Here is an 18832-nt window from a genome sequence, read left to right as displayed (position 1 = left end):
CAGGTGACGATCCCCCTGTACGGGTTCGACGCCGCGCCCAGGCGCGTCGCGGTGCTGTCGTTGCACACCTCTCCGCTGGAGCAGCCGGGCACCGGCGACGCCGGCGGAATGAACGTCTACGTGAGCCAGACCGCCACCGAGATGGCCCGCCGCGGCGTCGAGGTCGAGGTGTTCACGCGGGCGACGTCCTCGGATCAGCCGCCGATCGCCGAGCTGGCGCCCGGCGTGCTGGTCCGGCACATCCCGGCCGGGCCGTTCGAGCCGCTGGGACGCGACGAGCTGCCCGCGCAGCTCTGCGCGTTCACCGCCGGGATGCTGCGGGCCGAGGCGTTCCACGAGCCGGGCTACTACGACCTCATCCATTCGCACTACTGGCTTTCCGGCCAGGCGGGCTGGCTCGCCCGCGACCGCTGGGGTGTGCCGCTGGTGCACACCGCGCACACCCTGGCCAAGGTCAAGAACGCCGCGCTCGCCGACGGCGACACCCCGGAGCCGCGCACCCGCGTGATCGGCGAGGAGCAGGTCGTCGAGGAGGCGGACTGCCTGGTCGCGAACACCCGCGTCGAGGCCCGCGAGCTGATCGAGCTGTACGACGCCGACCCGCATTCCGTGCACGCCATCCCGCCCGGCGTCGACCTCGACCGGTTCACCCCCGGATCCCGGCCCGCCGCGCGCCGGGCGCTCGGGCTGCCGCAGGACGCGATCGTGCTGGCCTTCGCGGGCCGCATCCAGCCGCTGAAGGCGCCGGACGTCCTTCTGCTTGCCGCGGCCGAAATGCTGCGCGAGCGGCCGGAGCTGGCGTCGCGGCTGGTGGTGCTGATCGTCGGCGGCCCGTCCGGGACCGGGCTGGAGCAGCCGCAGGCCCTGCGCGAACTGGCCGTCTCCCTCGGGATCGGGGAGCAGACCCGGTTCATGCCGCCGCAGCCCGGCCAGTCGCTGGTCGACGTCTACCGCGCGGCCGACATCGTCGCCGTGCCGAGCTACAACGAGTCGTTCGGGCTGGTCGCGCTCGAAGCGCAGGCCTGCGGGACGCCGGTGATCGCGGCCGAGGTCGGCGGGCTGCCGGTCGCGGTGCCGCACGGGGTTTCCGGGCTGCTCGTGCCGTCGCACGACCCGAAGGACTGGGCCGGAGCGCTCGCGAACGTCGCGCTACGGCCCGGCTGGCGTGCCGAACTTTCGGCCAACGCCGTCGTCCACGCGCGGCGCTTCTCCTGGAGCCGTACGACGGACCGGCTGCTGGACACGTACGCTCAGGCGACCGGCGCGTTCCGGCGTGCCCTCGAACAGCGCGCGGAGGTGGCGGTTTGACGCTCGACGAGACCTTGCGGTCCTCTTTGGACAATGCGGGCCTGGAATACGAAAGGCGTGGCGAGGGAAAGTACTTCGTCACCCTGCCCGGTACGAAGAAGCTGCAGACCAACTGCTGGCTGGTCGCCGGGGACCACGCCTTCGCCGTCGAAGCCTTCGTCTGCCGCCGTCCCGATGAGTCCCATGAGGACGTTTACCGGTTCCTGTTGCGCCGCAACGCGAAGCTGTACGGCGTGCACTACACCGTGGACGCGATGGGCGACATCTACCTGGTCGGCCGGTTCGGCCTGGACACGGTCACCGAGTCCGAGCTGGACAAGATCCTCGGGCAGGTGCTGGAGGCCGCCGACGGCGATTTCAACACGTTGCTGGAGCTCGGTTTCGCGGAATCGATCAAACGCGAATGGGATTGGCGCGTTTCCCGTGGCGAATCGCTCGCGAACCTTCAGGCGTTCAAACATCTCGTCGAACCTTCGAACGGACACGAACCCGGAGCCTTGACCGACTCGTGACCCGAATGGTGCAACGGGTCTGAGCCCGGCTCCGTCTCTTTCCGCGACACTGGAGGGAGACGGTCTTGATGCGCAAGCGAATGAGATGGGTCGCCGCCGCCGGCATCGTGCTGGCACTGGCGGGCTGTTCGGCGAACGATTCCGGCGGCAGCAGTGAATCCGCCGGGATGCCGATGTCGGCCGACAGTAAGCAGGCCGTGCCGAACCAAGGGCCGGCGAACAAAGAGGGCACCGACAGCAAGGCGGGTTCGGGCAAGGCCCCGGCGCCGGCGGGGCAGCCGGGCATCACCGACCGCAAGCTGGTTCGCACGGCGAGCCTGGAGCTCACCGCGCCGAACGTCGCCGACGTGATCTCGCAGGTACGCGTCATCACCCAGGGCGCCGCCGGCTACACGGGGCAGGAGAGCACCCAGGAGAAGCGGGCTTCGGTCAACGTCATCGTGCCCGCCGAGCGTCTCGACGGCGTGCTGGACCAGCTGGGGAAGCTCGGGAAGCAGGTCAAACGCGAGGTCACCGCGACGGACGTGACCGAGCAGATGGTCGACGTCGATTCGCGACTGGCCACCCAGCGGGCGAGCGTCGAGCGCATCCGCGCGCTGCTCGCGAGGGCGACGTCGGTCTCGGAGATCGCCTCGGTCGAGAGTGAGCTGACGAGCCGGGAGGCCGAGCTCGAGTCGCTGCAGAAGCGGCGCGAAAGCCTGGCCGGAAGTGTCGCCATGTCGACCATCTCCCTGCAGGTGAAGGCGGAGACCGTCGCGGCGGCGGAGGAATCCCGTAGCGGGTTCCTCGGCGGGCTGGGCGACGGCTGGGACGCGTTCCTGACCTTCGGCGGCGGCCTGCTGACCGTGCTCGGCGCGATGGTGCCGTTCCTGCTGGTCTTCGGTGTACCCGCGGCCGCGCTGGTGTGGTGGCTCCGCAAGCGGCGCCGTCCGGCGGAGCCCGCGATGGCAACCGCTTCGGATCTGCCGTCCGCGCCCCCACTGGACTGAGAGCCGATCATGCGTGGTTGAAGCCGTAACACGCGTGCCTGAAGCCGTAACTCGCGTGATCGGGGCCGTAACGCGCGTGTCTCGGGGCGGAAGTCTCGAGGGCGTGAGTTACGGCCTCAAGCACGTGAGTTACGGCTTCAATCACGCGTGTTCGGGGCTGCAGCCCGAGAAGAGAACAGGCGGGACGGCTCGAGGGAGGGGGGAGTCGCGATCTCGAGCCGCCCCGCTGAAGTTCCCGCCAAGGTGGACCCGGTGACGAGGGGGATGCCAACGGGGCCGGCGGGCGCCGCGACTCGGCAGGGGGGAGACGAGTCGCGGTCGTCACCCGCGTCGAACCGGGGAGTGCGTGGAATCCGGCCGCGCGGGACGTAGTCAACCTGTCAGATCTCCACCTGTAATCACAAGACTACCGGTTACTCCGTTCGAGTGAACTTGGAAAACGGGGATAACGGAGTGCAGCCTGATTTCCGGGGAACTGGACTTGTTGGCAGCCCGTCTTCTGGACGGGTGAAGGTGTTACTCGCGGGTAACGCACTCTCCGTAGAAACAAAGCGAAGCGCGGCCCTCTGACCGGCGCTTCCGCTCGCTCTGGCAGGCTGAACCCCATGGCTGAGCTTGGGACTCTGGTGCTGCTGCGTCACGGGCAGAGCACGTGGAACGCCGAAAACCTGTTCACCGGCTGGGTGGACGTGCCGCTGTCCGAGCAGGGCGAGCAGGAGGCCCGCAAGGGCGGGCAGCTCCTCGCGGAGTCCGGTCTGCTGCCGGATGTCGTCCACACGTCGCTGATGCGCCGGGCGATCTCGACCGCCAACCTGGCGCTCGACGCCGCCGACCGGCACTGGATCCCGGTGAAGCGCGACTGGCGCCTCAACGAGCGGCACTACGGCGCGCTGCAGGGCAAGAACAAGAAGCAGACCCTCGACGAGTTCGGCGAGGAGCAGTTCATGCTCTGGCGCCGCTCCTACGACACCCCGCCGCCCCCGATCGACCCGGCCGACGAGTTCAGCCAGGTCGGCGACGCGCGCTACGCCGACCTCGGTGACGCCGCCCCGCTGACCGAATGCCTCAAGGACGTCGTCGCGCGCCTGCTGCCGTACTGGGAGTCCGCGATCGTGCCGGATCTGCGCGCGGGCAAGACCGTGCTGGTCGCCGCGCACGGCAACTCGCTGCGCGCGCTGGTGAAGCACCTCGACGGCATCTCCGACGACGCGATCGCCGGGCTCAACATCCCGACCGGCATCCCGCTGCGCTACGACCTCACCGAGGACCTCAAGCCGGTCACCGCCGGCGGGACCTACCTGGACCCGGAGGCCGCCAAGGAGGCCGCGGCCGCCGTCGCCAACCAGGGCCGCTAGACCCACGCATTTCGTCCTCTGGATGCGGTAGTTCGCTCTCGAACCACCGCATTCAGAGGACGAATTGCGTCAGGGGAGGGGCTGGACCGACTCGACCCCCGCGGCCTTCCAGCCCTCGGGCAGCCGCTGGAGGCGCAGGACGATCGGCAGGTATCGCTTCGTCGTCTGCCCGGCCGCGTCCTTGACGTCCGTCGTCGCGAAGAGCAGCACGCTCGCCTTGTCGTCCACGACCTCCATGACCGCGGTCGCCGGGTTCGGCGCCAGCGACGTCTTCGTGCCGCTGGACCGGATCTGGTTCAGCCGCGCCGCCTTGTCCTGCTGGAACTGAGTCAACAGCTGCCCGGTCGACACGGACTCGTAGCGGGCGTACGTGCCTTCGGGGTCGGCCGAGTCCACGTTCAGCAGGGCCTCCGCGGCGCGGAGGGCGCCGTCGCGGGCGGAATCCCGCGTCCTCGCGAACACCCGGTCGCCGGCGCCCGGTTTCTCCGCCGCGGGCGGCGGTACGGACGGGTTCACCTCGACCTTGCCGATCCGCCACCGGTCGCCTTCGCGCACGGCCGCGAGCAGCACCGACGCGATGCCCTTGCTGGTGGCTCCGGCCCTGGAGCTGCTCTGGTCGAGCACGGTCAGCACCCGCGCCTTGTCCGGCGTCTCCTCGACCGCCGCCGAGACGATCACCTTGGTCACGAGCTTGATCGGCTCGGCCGACTTCCGGACCTCGGCGAACAGCTTCGCCAGCTCTTCGCGCGCGCTCGGCGTCAGATTGTCGGCGAGCGCCTTCTCGTAGGCGGGCACGGCCGTGCTGTCGTAGGAGAACACCGCTTCCGCGGCCGTCTTCACCGCCGTGAGCACGGACGCCGTCTTCGCCGGATCGACGAGCGCGAGGTTCGCGGGCGGGCTTTCCGGTTCGGGCTGGGCGGTGCCGGAAACCGTGGTGGTGCAGCCAGCGAGCGCGAGCAGCAGGGCGAGCCCCGTCCAGCGTTTCACAGCAGCCCGAGTTCCCGCGCCCGCGCGTCGACCTGGAGCCGCGACGTCACGCCGAGCGCGACCAGCAGCTCCGAGACACGACGCTGATAGGTGCGCACGCCCATGCCGAGACTCTTCGCGGCCTTCTCGTCCTTGCAGCCGGTGGTCAGGAACTCGAGGATCTGCGGTGCCTCCATCCGGATGTCGGCGAACCGCGCGTCGAACGTCTCCAGGGTGGTGGACGCCAGCCAGGCGGTCTCGAACAGCGACAGGATGCCCTGCACCAGCTCGGGGCGCGAGATGACGCTGTACGAGCGCACCGCCTTGCCCTCGTCGCCCGCCATGATCGCGACCCGCTCGTCGAGCAGGATCGTCTCGTTGATCTCCTCGGTGCCGATCCGGATCTGCGCGCCGAGTTCGGACAGATGGTGCAGGTGCCGCGCGGTCTGCTCGTTCAGCAGGACGCCGGGGCGGTACAGCTTGCGGATCCGCTTGTCGCGGACCAGCCGTTCGCCCTGCCGCGTGAGCGACGGCCGGGAAAGCGCCCAGGTGTAGAGGTCGTCGGCCGCGCACGCGATGTCGGTCGCCGCGACGAACAGATGAGCCGTCCGGTCGAACAGCTCTTCTTCTCCGCGAATCAGGGAGATGTCACTGACGAGTTCCACGGCGACAGTCTTCCAACATTCCCCGGCACCCGTGACGGGAACGTCGCTATTCACCGGTGAGCGGGTTCGGAAGGTCACGACGAAAGTCGGGATCCGGGCACGGGACGGTACCGATGTCCCCGTTTCGGGTGACCCGCCTCACCCAGGAGGTCTCGGCCACGTGAACGAGGCCTGACCTGCAGGCGAACAGGGTGTCCCCAGGTGTCATAGGCATCACGAGTACGCGGCCGGGACTAGGCCAAAAGGCTACCCGCACGCTTACGATTCCCCTGTGACCACGCCTGTTGCACTCGCCCTGGCCATCGGCGGACTGATCGTCGGTGTGGTTTTCGGCTTCCTGATCGCGAGGGGCCGCACCCGCCGCGAGGAGCGGCGGCCGACCGGTCCCACCGTGGCCGAACTGCTCGAACGCCTCGTGCGGTCCAGCAACAACGGCGTCGTCGTCCTCAACAAGTTCGGCGACATGGTCCTGCACAACCCGCGTGCCTACGAACTCGGGCTGGTGAAGGTCAACCAGGCCGATCCGCGGGCCCGCAAGGCCGCCGAGCAGGTGGTCGAGACCGACGAACCGATGGAGATCGACCTCTCCCCGCTGGAGGCGAGGGGGCGCCAGCCCGAGGCCGTCCTCGGCGAGGTCCGCCCGCTCGGCGACGGATTCACCGTGGTCGAGGCCGTCGACCACTCCGAGGCGATCCGGCTCGAAGCCGTCCGGCGGGACTTCGTCGCGAACGTCAGCCACGAGCTGAAGACGCCGGTGGGCGCGATCGCGCTGCTCACCGAGGCCGTCCTCGACGCCGCGGAGGACACCGAGGAGGTCCGCCGCTTCGGCGGCAAGATCCTCCGCGAATCGACGCGGCTCGGCCAGCTCGTCACCGAACTGATCGCGCTGTCGCGGCTCCAGGGCGCCGAGCGGCTGCCTGACCTGAACGTCGTCGAGGTCGACGCCGTCGTCCGCGAGGCGCTCGGCAGGACGACGCTTTCGGCGGAATCCGCCGAGATCACCATCACCACCGACGCGGCCAGCGGGCTCCTCATCGAGGGCGACCGGACGCTGATGGTCACCGCGCTGTCGAACCTGCTGGAGAACGCCGTCGCGTACTCGCAGCCGGGCAGCCCGGTGTCGATCAGCAGGCGGCTGGTCGACGGGAAGGTCGAGATCGCGGTGACCGACCGCGGTATCGGTATCGCCGAGGACGAGCAGCAGCGTGTCTTCGAGCGGTTCTACCGCGCGGACAAGGCACGGTCGCGGGCGACCGGCGGCACCGGGCTGGGGCTGGCGATCGTCAAGCACGTGGCCGCCAACCACGGCGGTTCGGTCGGCCTGTGGAGCCGCCCCGGCACCGGGTCGACCTTCACCCTGCGGATCCCCGCGCACATCCCCGCCGAACCGGCCGCGCCCGCGAAACAGGCTCCGCCGGCGTCCCGGCCGGAGAAGACCCCCGAGCGGACACCCCGTCTCGTGGCAACAGGGCAAGAAAGCCCCGACCATGGAGGAAACCTGTGACGAGGGTTCTCATCGTCGAGGACGAAGAGTCGTTCGCCGACCCGCTCGCGTTCTTGCTCCGCAAAGAGGGCTTCACCGCCGCCGTCGCCGTGACGGGGCAGCAGGCACTCGAGGAGTTCGACCGCAACGGCGCCGACATCGTCCTGCTCGATCTCATGCTCCCCGGGATGAGCGGCACCGACGTCTGCAAGCAGCTCAGGCAGCGTTCCGCCGTGCCGGTGATCATGGTGACCGCGCGCGACAGCGAGATCGACAAGGTCGTCGGCCTGGAACTCGGCGCCGATGACTACGTCACCAAGCCGTACTCGGCCCGCGAGCTCATCGCGCGGGTGCGGGCGGTGCTGCGCCGCGGCGGTGAGCCGGGCTCCGAAGGCGATCTGGCGCCGCTGGTGCTGGCCGCCGGGCCGGTGCGGATGGACGTCGAGCGGCACGTGGTGACCGTCGACGGCCAGGAGGTCTCCTTGCCGCTCAAGGAGTTCGACCTGCTCGAGTACCTGCTGCGCAACGTGGGCCGCGTGCTCACCCGCGGGCAGCTGATCGACCGGGTGTGGGGCGCGGACTACGTCGGCGACACCAAGACGCTCGACGTCCACGTGAAGCGCCTGCGGTCGAAGATCGAACCGGACCCGGGTTCGCCCCGGCACCTGGTCACGGTGCGTGGCCTCGGCTACAAGTTCGAGACGTGAGATAGCGCGTGAAGGCCCCCTTCCCTCGGCTCAGCCGAGGGAAGGGGGCCTTCACGCGGAGCCGTGCGATACAGATCACGGTTACGGTTTCGTGACCTGACGTGGGGGCGGGTACCGTAGACGCTCGTGCGCCTAGGGGTACTCGACGTCGGTTCCAACACCGTCCACCTGCTCGTGGTCGACGCCCACCGTGGCGCCCACCCGACCCCGATGCATTCCGAAAAGGCCGTCCTCCGCCTCGCCGAGCAGATCACCCGCAACGGCGACCTGAGCCGCGCGGGCGCGGACAGCCTCGTGCGCGCGGTCGAATCGGCGAAGGCGGCCGCGGCCCGCCTCGGTTGCGAAGAGGTCATGGCGTTCGCCACTTCCGCGGTCCGCGAAGCCAAGAACGCCCCGAAGGTGCTGGCGAAGGTCCAGGAACAGACCGGCGTCGAACTCCGGGTGCTTTCCGGGATCGACGAATCCCGGCTCACCTTCCTCGCCGTCCGCCGCTGGTTCGGCTGGTCGGCGGGAAAACTGCTGGTCCTCGACATCGGCGGCGGCTCGCTGGAGGTCGCGATGGGCCGCGACGAGGAGCCGGATCTGGCCGAATCGCTGCCCTTGGGCGCGGGCCGGACCACCAGGACGCGGTTCCAGCACGACCCGCCCACCCGGTCGGAGCTGATCGCGACTTCGGCGTGGCTCGAAGAACAACTCGCCCCGCTCGCGAAGAAGGTCGCCAAATTGGGTGAACCCGATCGTGTCGTGGCGACGTCGAAGACGTTCCGGTCGCTCGCCCGGCTGACCGGAGCGGCGCCGTCGGCCAGCGGGCCGCATGTGCGCCGTACCCTGACCGACACCGCGTTGCGCCAGCTCATCGCGTTCATCTCCCGGATGACCGCCCATGACCTGGCACAACTCGAGGGGGTCAGCGCGAGCAGGGCGCATCAGCTGGTGGCGGGCGCGCTCGTCGCACAAGCCACCATGCGGGCGCTTTCCCTGGAAGAACTGGAGATCTGTCCGTGGGCGCTGCGAGAAGGTGTCATCCTTCGACGGCTGGACCATTCGAACGGTGCGGACGAGACTGTGGGCGGCAGCGCCCGACTGGACTTAGTCGACGGAGAACGGGCACGGTGAAGAGGTGACGGAAATGCGGATGACGGTGGATAGCGCGCGCGACGCCGCCCATGCCCCGTCGCGTGCCGGTTCGCAACGGCCGGAGCGCGCATTGGACTGCACGGTATGACGGACGAGACAGAGAGCGGCCAGCCACAGAAGACCGTGGCGGAGCTGCTCGCGCAGCACGGAGCCCAGCCCGAGGGCGGGCGCCGCAGGCGACGCCGCGCGGCCGACGACGACGAGGCTCCCGAGCCCGCCCGCGGACGGCGCGCGCCGTCCCCGAGCGACACCGCGCCCCAGGCGATCATCGACAGGGTGTCCGGCGACACCCCGCCGCCGCTCAACCGTCCGCCGCGCCGCTCGCGGCCGCAGGACTCCGCACCGCGTCCGCTCCCGCAGCCGCAGCAGGACTCCGGTCCGCGTCCGCTTCCGCCGCAGGACTCCGCGCCGCTGCCGGTGCCGCCGGACGTCGCGTCCACCCCGACCCGGCAGACGCCGCCGGTGCGCCCGCCGCAGGAGCAGAGCGGCTATCAACAGCGTCCGCCGCAGCAGTCGGGTCAGTTCGCGCGGCCGACGCCGCCGCAGGAGCAGAGCGGTTACCAGCAGCGTCCGCCTCAGCAATCGGGTCAGTTCGCGCGGCCGACGCCGCCGCAGGAACAGTCTGGCTACCAGCAGCGTCCGCCGGACTCCGAGGGGCTGCCGCCGCGTGGCCGTCCCCGTCCGGAGGAGACCCGCGGCGCGGTGCCGCCGGTCCGCCGCCGCCCCGAGCCGCCCGCCGGACCTCCGTCGTCCGGGCTGTCGGCGAGGCTCGACGGCGCCCTCGGTGGCCCTGATGCCCCGGCCGAAGACGTGCAGGACCAGCCGGGCCCGATGGCCAGCGGCGCGTTCGCGACGCCGCCCGCCCAGCCGGCGCGGCGCCGCCGTCCCGCGGCGCGCCCGCCTCAGCCGAAGGCCGAGCCGAACACCGAACAGTTCGCCGCGGTCGGCGACGAGACTCCGGCCGAACCCGAGGCACCCGCACCGGTGGAACCGCCGGCACCGCCCGCCGGCCTCGCCGGATGGCGCAAGCGCAGGCAGAAGGTGCAGTCCGAGGACACCGAGGTCGGCGGGATCCCGCCGGTGCCGCCCCCGGTCGCGCCCGTCGAGCCGGACGCCGACCCCGAGCCGGACCCGTTCGACGCGGGCCCCCCGACCATGGGGCATCCCGCGCCGATGCCCTTCGTGCCGCCGCATTCGCTCGACGACCGCGACCGGCAGGACAACCTCGACGAGTACGAGCGCGAGTTCGCCGACCCGGCGTACCCGGACGGCGGCCCGGACTTCGGCCGCGACGACTACGGCTACCGCGCCGACGACTACGAGGACGACTACGACGACAGCGTCGACGATGTCGTCGAGGACGAGCCCGCGGCGCCCGCCGAGAAGGTCTCGCCGGGCAAGCAGTGGCTGGCGCTGGCCGGTCAGCTCGCCCTCGGCGTCGTCGGCGGCGCCGGGGTCTGGCTGGGCTTCAACTGGCTGTGGGTGAACATCCCCGCCGCCGCGCTGGTCGCCGCGCTGCTGGTGATCGTCGCGCTGGTGTGGATCGTCCGGAAGATCCGAAAGGCGGAGGATCTCCAGACCCTGGTGCTCGCGGTACTGGTCGGACTGGTGGTGACGGTCTCACCGGCCGCACTCCTGCTGGTCGCGCGTTAGCGGCCTCGGGAAGGATGCCGGAATGGTTCCGCAGATTCCGGTAGGTCTCTCGACGGCGTCCGTCTGGCCGTTGCGGGCGGGCACGGCGTTCGAGCTGGCCGCCGACCTCGGCTACGACGGTGTCGAGGTGATGGTCTGGGCGGACCCGGTCAGCCAGGACATCTCCGCGCTGCGCCGCTGGTCGCGCCGCACCGGTGTGCCGGTGCTGTCGATCCACTCGCCCTCGCTGCTGATCACCCAGCGCGTGTGGTCGCCGGATCCCGAGGTCCGCCTGCGGATGTCCGTGGATGCGGCGCAGGAGCTCGGCGCGCGCACGGTCGTGGTGCATCCGCCGTTCCGGTGGCAGCGCCGCTACGGTGACGCGTTCGGTGACCTCGTAGACGAGCTCGAAGAGGCGAGCGGGATCGAGATCGCGGTCGAGAACATGTTCAAGGTCCGCCCGCCCGGCGGCTCTCGGACGTCCCGCGTGTCGGCGTTCCGGCCCTCGATCGACCCTACGGACGTAGGGTTTCGCCACTACACGCTCGACCTGTCCCATACAGCGGCAGCCGGGATGGACGCCCTCGCGCTCGCCGAACGGATGGGGTCCGGGCTCGCGCACGTCCATCTGGCCGACGGCACGGGCCTGCCAAAGGACGAGCACCTGGTGCCCGGACGCGGCATCGAACCCTGCGCCGAACTGCTCGAAAAGCTCGTGAACAGCGACTTCTCCGGACAGGTCGTGCTGGAGATCAACACCCGGCGCTCGCCGAGCGCGGCGCGGCGGTCGCGGGATCTCGCGGAGTCACTCCTGTTCGCGAGGCTTCACCTCGGTCAGTGACAAAGATCGTCTCCGGGTGCGGAGATTCATTCCTCACTGCGCCCGAGGCGCTGGTACACGTAAAGTTCCGACCGTGAACCAGCTGCGCTTGTTGATCTCCCGCACCCCGATGGATCGGCTCGTGGCCTGGGTCAGTGCTCGGTGAGCGCGGCCGACGAAACGAGCACCTCCTTCGACGCGGCGTGCGCGACGAGATCGCTGGGTGACGGCACTTTCACGGCGGTCCTGCGAACCGAATGGTCGATCGGTGGACACCCCCACGGCGGCTTCCTGATGGCCCTGATGGCGCGGGCCGCTCTCACCTTCCTCCACGAGCGCGGCGAGCCGCCGTCCGAGCCGCTGGCGATCAGCGCGGAGTTCCTGCATCCGCCGGCGGTGGGGCCGGTGCTGCTGCGCATGGACGTCCGGAAGGTCGGAAGGCGCGCCTCGGTCGTCGCGGTCACGCTGGAGCAGCGGGGCCGCAGTTGCGTCGAGGCCAGGGTGACCACCGGGCGGCTGCCGATGCGGCGTCCGGAGTGGACCGACGTCCCCACCATGCCCGCGGAGCCGCCACCCGGCGCGGTACCCATGACCGGTGAGACCTCCGAAGGCCTGTTCAACCTCGCGAAGGGCTGCGAGGTCCGGCTCGATCCCGCGAGCGTCGGCTACCTGCACGGCCGGATCGGGGACCCGCCGAGGATCCGGCTGTGGGTCCGGCCGAGGCACGGGCTCGCGGATCCGTTCTTCGCCCTGCTCGCGAGCGACGTGAACCCGCCGGTGGTCTACAACCTCGGGCGGGTCGGCTGGGCGCCGACCGTGCAGCTGACCGCGTTGCTGCGCACGCGTCCGGCGCCGGGCTGGCTGCGGGTGATCGTGCAGAGCCAGTCGGTGCACGAGGCGTGGTTCGACTCGGACGCGCTCGTGGTCGACTCGCAGGGCAGGCTCGTCTGCCAGGCGCGGCAGCTGGCACTTGCCCCGGCGCCTGGCGGCTGACGGCGGTTTGGCACGCTGAATGACATGAGTGTGATCGCGGTTCTGGGTGCCGGGAAGATCGGGGAGGCCCTGCTCTCGGGCCTGCTGCACGGCGGGCACAGCCCCGCCGACCTGCTGTTCACCGAGCGGTATCCGGCGCGCGCGGCCGAGCTGACCGAGCGCTACGGCGTGCACGGGGTCACCGTCGCCGACGCCGCCCGCCGGGCCGACGTGCTGGTCGTCGCGGTCAAACCGCAGGACATCGAACCGGTGCTGGACGAGCTCGCGCCGCTGCTCGGCAAGGAGTCACTCGTGGTCTCGCTGTGCGCGGGCCTGCCGACCGCCCTGTACGAGCGCAGGCTGGCCGAGGGCGTCCCGGTGGTGCGGGTCATGCCGAACACCCCGATGCTCGTCGGAGAGGCGATGAGCGCGGTCTCCGCGGGGGCGCACGCGACCGCCGAGCACATCGCGGTGGTGAAGGACCTGCTGTCGCACGTCGGGCAGGTCGTCGAGGTGCCCGAGTCGCAGCAGGACGCCGTCACGGCGCTGTCCGGTTCCGGGCCCGCGTACTTCTTCTACCTGGTCGAGGCCATGATCGACGCCGGCATCCTGCTCGGCCTGCCGCGCGCGCTCGCCGGGCAGCTGATCATCCAGTCGGCGGTCGGGGCGGCGAAGATGCTCGCCGAATCCGACGAGCACCCGGTGCTGCTGCGCGAAGCCGTCACCTCGCCCGCCGGGACGACCATCAACGCCATCCGCGAGCTGGAGAAGCACGGCGTCCGCGCGGCGCTGCTGGCCGCCATCGAGGCCGCGAAGGACCGCTCGACCGAGCTGGGAGCCGCCCACGAACCCCGCAGTTAGTCCTCTGGATGCGGTAGTTCGCCGTCTGACTACCGCATCCAGAGGACGAAATGCGTAGTCGTACGGGCCCATCTCGGTGACTCGCGTCGCTTTAGCCACACGTGTCCCGCTACTCTCAGGAGAGCACGTGCGTGTCGATACCACAGGTGGGGAAGCCTCGTGGCGCGACACGTGTCGAAGGACACGGTGAATCATGCCGCCGAACAAGAAGGATGACCTGCCTTCAGTGGGCCAGGTCCAGTTCCTGACGGTCGCCGAGGTGGCCACGCTGATGCGGGTCTCCAAGATGACCGTCTACCGCCTCGTTCACTCGGGCGAGTTGCCCGCGGTGCGCGTCGGGAAGTCGTTCAGAGTGCCCGAAAAGGCCGTTCACGAATATCTGCAGGGCGCGTACTTCGACGTGGGCTGAGGCCCGTTTCGCGGAGTACGACGTGCCCGCCCGAGGGCGTCTTCCGGGGCGCGAGTACCCTGGAAGACCGCTCGTGCCTGTGCGCTCCACCCGTTGGACGCTGCGCCGGGCAGCGTGACCGACGACGAAGGAAGGAGCGCTCACGATGGGCTCTGTGATCAAGAAGCGCCGTAAGCGCATGTCGAAGAAGAAGCACCGCAAGTTGCTGCGCCGGACGCGCGTTCAGCGTAGGAAGGCCGGCAAGTAAGACACAGCCGGTGAGTGGCCCGTCCAGTTTCTGGACGGGCCATTCCCATTTCGTGGGCGGTTTCCGCCCATTCGAGTGAGACGTGCATCCCCTCTGCGAGCGGCTGGTTAATAGCATGTAAGCGCTGGCTCGACTACCCCTAATGAGCGGTAACATCTCAAGGGCAGCCGCGCGATGCTTCCAATGAGTGCAGGTTCGCGCACACACGGTCGATGGACCAGCGCTCAAGGTCATCAGGACCCCGTGATCGAAGTCCGAGAACCGCCCAAGCCCGCAGGGAGTCCTATGCCGTCGAACATCGTGCTCGTGACCGGGGTCGGGGGAGACCTTGGCGGGAAGCTGCTCGCCAGACTCGGCAACAATCCGGAGTTCGAGCGGGTGATCGGCGTGGACACCACGCCCCCTCGCAAGGCCGTCCTGCAGCGGATGGGGCACGCCGAGTACGTCCGTGCCGACATCCGCAACCCGCTGATCGCCAAGGTGATCAGCACGGCCAAGGTCGACACCGTGGTGCACGCGTCCTGCACCGCGCATCCGGCGGGCCCCGCTCGCCGCACGGCGATCAAAGAGGTCAACGTCATCGGCACGATGCGGCTGCTGGCGGCCTGCCAGCGCTCGCCGCTCGTGCGCAAGCTCGTGGTGAAGTCGACGGCCGCGGTGTACGGCGCCGGAGCGCGCTCCCAGGCCGTCTTCACCGAGGATTCCGAACTCATCCCCACCTCGACCAGCGGCTACGTGAAGGACGCCGTCGAGATGGAGGGATACGTCCGCGGGCTCTTGCGCCGTCGCCCCGACATCACGACGACCCTGTTCCGCTTCGCCAACATCATCAGCCCGGAGATCGACACCGTGCTCTCGCGCTACTTCGCGCTGCCGGTCGTCCCTACCGTCTTCGGCTACGACGCGCGGATCCAGCTGCTGCACGCTTCGGACGCGCTGTCCGTGTTCGAGCAGGCGACGCTGAACGACAAACCCGGCGTGTTCAACGTCGGTTCGGAGGGGGTGCTCACCCTTTCCCAGGCGATCCGGCGAGCGGGCCGCGTCGGACTGCCGATGCCCAGTGGCGTCGTGCCGTCGGTCGGCAAGGTGCTGCGCGGAGCGAGGGTCGTCGACTTCTCCGCCGACCAGGTGCGGCTGCTGAACTTCGGCCGCGTCGTGGACATCACGAAGCTCAAGCAGGACTTCGGCTACACCCCGCGCTGGACGACGCGGGAAGCGTTCGACGACTACATCACCGGCCGCGGGCTCCGGCCCGTGGTGGACGGCGGCAGGCTGGCCGGTTTCGCGGGCAAGGTGCTGGTGGCCGCGGCGACCGGACAGGCGACCCACCGATGAGCAGACCGCACGAGAACTCTCACGAAGGCGAGGCGGAAAACGTGAGCGGCGCTGAAGCGCAGGTCATCCCGTTGCACGGCCCCGGCAGAGAGAAGCCGGACCCGGCCGTCCAGGCGGAACGGGATCTTCGCGAGTCGGAAGAAGCGCAAGAACATCTGGAGCGGGAGCGCCGGGCGGACGCGCCCGTCGTCGACTTCCCCGGGGCGGCGCGCGTCGCGCCGGCCAGGACCCGTCCGGCCGACGCGGATCTCCTCCCGGCCTCACTCAGGACGGCGCTGGGCTTCCTGCGTGACCGGTTGACCGGTGACTACACCGTCGACGAGTTCGGCTTCGACGCCGAGCTCACCGAGACCCTGCTGTTGCCGCCGCTGCGCGCGCTGTACGAGAAGTGGTTCCGCGTCGACACCTTCGGCGTCGAGAACCTGCCCGCCGACGGCGGCGCGCTGCTGGTGTCGAATCACTCCGGCACGTTGCCGCTCGACGCGCTGATGACCGCCGTCGCCGTGCACGACCACGTTCCCGGCGGCAGGCATCTGCGCGGCCTCGGCGCGGATCTGGTGTTCCAGGTGCCGCTGGTGGGCTCCTTCGCCCGTAAGTCCGGGCAGACCCTCGCCTGCAACGCCGACGCGGAACGCTTGCTGCGCAAGGGAGAACTCGTCGGCGTCTGGCCGGAAGGGTTCAAGGGGATCGGGAAACCGTTCTCGTCGCGGTACAAACTGCAGCGGTTCGGCCGCGGTGGTTTCGTTTCGGCCGCACTGCGGACGGGCGTGCCGATCATCCCCGTGTCGGTCATCGGCGCCGAGGAGATCTACCCGAAGATCGGGGACATCAAGCTCCTCGCGCGCGTGCTCGGCCTGCCGTACTTCCCGGTGACGCCGTTCTTCCCGCTGCTCGGCCCGCTCGGCGCGATCCCGCTGCCGACGAAGTGGAGCATCGAGTTCGGGGAGCCGATCCGCACGGACACCTACGACGCGGACGCCGTCGACGACCCGATGCTGGTCTTCACGCTGACCGACCAGGTGCGGGAGTCGATCCAGCAGTCGCTGTACAAACGCCTTTCGCAGCGGAAGAGCGTCTTCAAGGGCTAGAACCGCGTCACTCGTGATCAGACCCGTAACTCGCGTGATTGGGGCCGTAACTCACGAGTTACGGCCCCAATCACGCGAATGACGGCTTCAGACACGCGAGTTTCGGTCTTGAGCACGCGAGTGCCGGGTCGGCGCTTCGCGTTGGGCAAGGTGGCGGGTTGCGAAAGCCACTTTCGCAACCTTCAACGTTGCGAAAGTGGCTTTCGCAACGTCGTCGAAGGCCTGGACCCGCATCCAGAGGACTGAATGCGTGGGTTCAGCGCTTCCGGTACGCCATCCCGGCCGCGACGGCGCCGGCCACGGCACCGACGCCGAGCACCGAGGGCACGCCGATCTTCGCCGCCTTGCGCCCGGTCCGGAAGTCGCGGATCTCCCAGCCGCGCGCGCGTGCGACGTCGCGAAGGCCGCCGTCCGGGTTCACCGCGACCGCGGTCCCGACGACCGACAGCATCGGGACGTCGTTCTGCGAGTCCGAATACGCCGTGCAGCGCTTGAGATTCAGCCCTTCGCGTGACGCCAGCGCCCGGACGGCGTGGGCCTTCGCCCGGCCGTGCAGCAGATCGCCGACGAGACGGCCGGTGTAGACGCCGTCCTTGGTCTCCGCGACGGTGCCCAGCGCGCCGGTGAGGCCGAGGCGCCGCGAGATGATGGCGGCGAGCTCGATCGGGGTGGCGGTGACGAGCCAGACGCGCTGGCCGGCGTCGAGGTGCATCTGCGCGAGCGCCCTGGTGCCGGACCAGATCTTGTCCGCCATCAGCTCGTCGTAGATCTCTTCGCTGATGTCGGTCAGTTCCTGCACGGTGCGGCCGGCCACAAAGGACAGTGCGCGCTCGCGGTGGGTCTTGATGTCCTCTTTGTTCTCCCGGCCGCCGAGCCGGAATTTCACCTGCTGCCAGACGAATCCGGCCAGATCGGCGGAGGTGAAGAACTTGCGCGCGGCCAGGCCGCGGGCGAAGTAGAAGATCGACGCGCCCATCATCATGGTGTTGTCGACGTCGAAGAACGCGGCCGCGGTCAGGTCCGGCGGTGCGGGCGGCGCGGGCGGTTCGAGTGCTTCGGCGGACGCGGTCGCCATGGCGGCCTCGGCCGACGCCTCGCCCGCCAGCTCGGCCAGTCGTTCGAGCTCTTGACTCTTATCCTTGCCCCGCCAAACTGACACGCACACCGCCTCCGGAATCCCAGGTGCCTGTGCACAGCGTAGCGAGCGGCCGAGCACGCTGTCCCGGGTGTGGTGCCTGCCTCACGTGACACCGAGTCAGCCGATGGTTATCGGCGGTAATCCCGGAATCAGCGGCGGAATCGAAATGAGCGGCGGCTTCGGCGTGGTGGGGGTCGTCGGCAGCGGCGGCAGGTTCGTGGGGCCGGGGACGGGTACCACGGGCGGCGGCGTGCCTCCGGTCGGCGGCGCGATCGGTCCGGTCGGGGCCGCGGTGTCCACGGCGGACGACGGCGGCGCGGAGGACACCGGCGCCGGCGACCCGGTCGGTGCCGACGACGGCGGGGAAGACGTCACCGGCGGCAGGACCGCGTGAGGGGAATCGGGGTCGCGGACGCAGTCACCGGCGGCCGGGACCGCGCCCAGTTCGTCGGAAGAGCCCGTGGTGATCGTGTAGCAGACCAGCCGCGAGCCGAGATCCGTCGTGCGTTCCTGGACCTTGTCGAGCAGGGCACGGGCAGCGGAGAACTTGTCGCGCGCCTCGGCGGGCGCGTGCTCGACCTGGAGACCGAGCCGGTCGGACTGGTTCCGCGCCCAGGTGCGGAGTTCGGCGAGCCGGGTCTGGCCACCCTGATCGGTGACGAGCGCGGTCAGCCGCGAGACACCGGCGCGCAGATCCGTCTCGAAATCGGTGAGGCCGGTGAAGTAGGCGTCGGTGGGCGCGCCCTGTCGGGTCAGCTCGTCGAGCTCGCCGACGCGGTTCGCGGCGAACTCCAGATGCTTCTTGGCCTTGTCCTGCTCGTCGAAGGTGAGCCCGAGCGCGGCCGATTCACCCGCTCGTTTGATGCCGTACAGCGGATCGCCCGGCAGCGCGTCCTTGGACAGCAGCAGGGTGATGCCGCCCAGGGCCAGCACGAGCGCGACGGCGGCCGCGGCGAGGTTGGCGACAACGTGACCGCGGCGCTTCGGCGCGGCTTCGGCCTCAGCGAGCCGTCCGGCGATCTCGTCACGGATGCGTTGCCGTGTCTCCGCGTCGGGAGCGCCGCCGGCGCCCAGTTCACGCAAGCCGCCGACGAGCGCGAGTTCGAGCGCGAACTCGTCGTCCTCCGGGGACGCGGTGCCGTCGACAAGATCGGCGAAGCGGTCACCGTCCGCCCGCTCCCGCGCGAACCATCCCGGCACGCCCACGG

General features: G+C 69.9%; 19 protein-coding genes. 15 read left to right on the top strand and 4 right to left on the bottom strand.

What is annotated here, in order from left to right:
* The first annotated feature begins 3 nt into the window (after window positions 1-3).
* From mshA to NQK81_RS20505, 4 genes are all read left to right on the top strand, one after another.
* Window positions 4-1308 carry a D-inositol-3-phosphate glycosyltransferase gene (gene mshA / locus NQK81_RS20520; protein WP_257489384.1) on the top strand — a complete coding sequence of 435 codons (1305 nt, stop codon included), beginning with the start codon at window positions 4-6 and terminating at the stop codon, window positions 1306-1308.
* Window positions 1305-1820, top strand: coding sequence for a type III secretion system chaperone family protein (locus NQK81_RS20515; protein ID WP_034310547.1), 516 nt, complete (start codon window positions 1305-1307; stop codon window positions 1818-1820). The genes mshA and NQK81_RS20515 overlap by 4 nt, the downstream gene beginning before the upstream one ends.
* Window positions 1821-1888: 68 nt before the next feature.
* Entirely contained in the window at window positions 1889-2809 is a 921-nt protein-coding gene (locus NQK81_RS20510) for a DUF4349 domain-containing protein (protein WP_257489383.1), read from the top strand.
* A gap of 605 nt (window positions 2810-3414) precedes the next feature.
* Complete coding sequence (locus NQK81_RS20505) at window positions 3415-4164, top strand: phosphoglyceromutase (RefSeq protein WP_034310552.1); 750 nt, start codon at window positions 3415-3417, stop codon at window positions 4162-4164.
* A 69-nt stretch (window positions 4165-4233) separates the two neighbouring features.
* On the opposite strand, the gene NQK81_RS20500 is transcribed toward NQK81_RS20505, so the two are convergent.
* Together NQK81_RS20500 and NQK81_RS20495 are read right to left on the bottom strand one after the other, a co-directional pair.
* The gene (locus NQK81_RS20500; protein ID WP_257489382.1) at window positions 4234-5151 is read right to left on the bottom strand and encodes a hypothetical protein; all 918 of its coding nucleotides are present in this window, start codon (window positions 5149-5151) and stop codon (window positions 4234-4236) included.
* Window positions 5148-5795, bottom strand: coding sequence for a response regulator transcription factor (locus NQK81_RS20495; protein WP_126733209.1), 648 nt, complete (start codon window positions 5793-5795; stop codon window positions 5148-5150). Before NQK81_RS20495 ends, NQK81_RS20500 begins: the two co-directional genes overlap by 4 nt.
* A 271-nt stretch (window positions 5796-6066) precedes the next feature.
* Here NQK81_RS20495 and NQK81_RS20490 point away from each other — a divergent pair, with 271 nt between their 5' ends.
* The 11 genes from NQK81_RS20490 (at window position 6067) to NQK81_RS20440 (ending at window position 16486) form a co-directional block, all read left to right on the top strand.
* Window positions 6067-7299: a sensor histidine kinase gene (locus NQK81_RS20490; RefSeq protein WP_257489381.1), complete on the top strand. Its 1233-nt coding sequence runs from the start codon at window positions 6067-6069 to the stop codon at window positions 7297-7299.
* Window positions 7296-7985, top strand: coding sequence for a response regulator (locus tag NQK81_RS20485; protein ID WP_034310560.1), 690 nt, complete (start codon window positions 7296-7298; stop codon window positions 7983-7985). Before NQK81_RS20490 ends, NQK81_RS20485 begins: the two co-directional genes overlap by 4 nt.
* A 126-nt stretch (window positions 7986-8111) precedes the next feature.
* Window positions 8112-9101 (top strand): Ppx/GppA family phosphatase, encoded by a 990-nt coding sequence (locus tag NQK81_RS20480; protein WP_126733210.1) that lies wholly within the window; start codon window positions 8112-8114, stop codon window positions 9099-9101.
* A 105-nt stretch (window positions 9102-9206) separates the two neighbouring features.
* Window positions 9207-10775, top strand: coding sequence for an Rv0497 family membrane protein (locus tag NQK81_RS20475; RefSeq protein WP_257489380.1), 1569 nt, complete (start codon window positions 9207-9209; stop codon window positions 10773-10775).
* Window positions 10776-10797: 22 nt separating this feature from the next.
* Entirely contained in the window at window positions 10798-11595 is a 798-nt protein-coding gene (locus tag NQK81_RS20470; RefSeq protein WP_257489379.1) for a sugar phosphate isomerase/epimerase family protein, read from the top strand.
* Window positions 11596-11736: 141 nt separating this feature from the next.
* On the top strand, window positions 11737-12567 hold the full coding sequence (locus NQK81_RS20465; RefSeq protein WP_257489378.1) for a thioesterase family protein: 831 nt from the start codon (window positions 11737-11739) through the stop codon (window positions 12565-12567).
* Between the two features lie 24 nt (window positions 12568-12591).
* Window positions 12592-13407 carry a pyrroline-5-carboxylate reductase gene (gene proC / locus NQK81_RS20460; RefSeq protein WP_257489377.1) on the top strand — a complete coding sequence of 272 codons (816 nt, stop codon included), beginning with the start codon at window positions 12592-12594 and terminating at the stop codon, window positions 13405-13407.
* 193 nt (window positions 13408-13600) lie between these two features.
* The gene (locus NQK81_RS20455) at window positions 13601-13816 is read left to right on the top strand and encodes a helix-turn-helix domain-containing protein (protein WP_016330918.1); all 216 of its coding nucleotides are present in this window, start codon (window positions 13601-13603) and stop codon (window positions 13814-13816) included.
* 145 nt (window positions 13817-13961) lie between these two features.
* Window positions 13962-14063, top strand: coding sequence for a 30S ribosomal protein bS22 (locus NQK81_RS20450; RefSeq protein ID WP_007030867.1), 102 nt, complete (start codon window positions 13962-13964; stop codon window positions 14061-14063).
* A 285-nt stretch (window positions 14064-14348) separates the two neighbouring features.
* Window positions 14349-15398, top strand: coding sequence for an NAD-dependent epimerase/dehydratase family protein (locus tag NQK81_RS20445; protein ID WP_192747705.1), 1050 nt, complete (start codon window positions 14349-14351; stop codon window positions 15396-15398).
* Window positions 15395-16486 carry a lysophospholipid acyltransferase family protein gene (locus NQK81_RS20440; RefSeq protein ID WP_192747706.1) on the top strand — a complete coding sequence of 364 codons (1092 nt, stop codon included), beginning with the start codon at window positions 15395-15397 and terminating at the stop codon, window positions 16484-16486. Before NQK81_RS20445 ends, NQK81_RS20440 begins: the two co-directional genes overlap by 4 nt.
* A 256-nt stretch (window positions 16487-16742) precedes the next feature.
* Here NQK81_RS20440 and NQK81_RS20435 read toward each other — a convergent pair whose 3' ends face one another.
* Entirely contained in the window at window positions 16743-17645 is a 903-nt protein-coding gene (locus NQK81_RS20435) for an HAD family hydrolase (protein WP_192747707.1), read from the bottom strand.
* Between the two features lie 96 nt (window positions 17646-17741).
* A complete protein-coding gene (locus tag NQK81_RS20430; RefSeq protein ID WP_257489376.1) occupies window positions 17742-18830 on the bottom strand; it encodes a DUF5667 domain-containing protein in 1089 nt (362 codons plus the stop codon).
* Between the last annotated feature and the right edge of the window lie 2 nt (window positions 18831-18832).

This window comes from Amycolatopsis roodepoortensis (assembly GCF_024628825.1).
Lineage (GTDB): Bacteria > Actinomycetota > Actinomycetes > Mycobacteriales > Pseudonocardiaceae > Amycolatopsis > Amycolatopsis roodepoortensis.
This window is presented reverse-complemented; position numbering and strand designations above follow the sequence as displayed.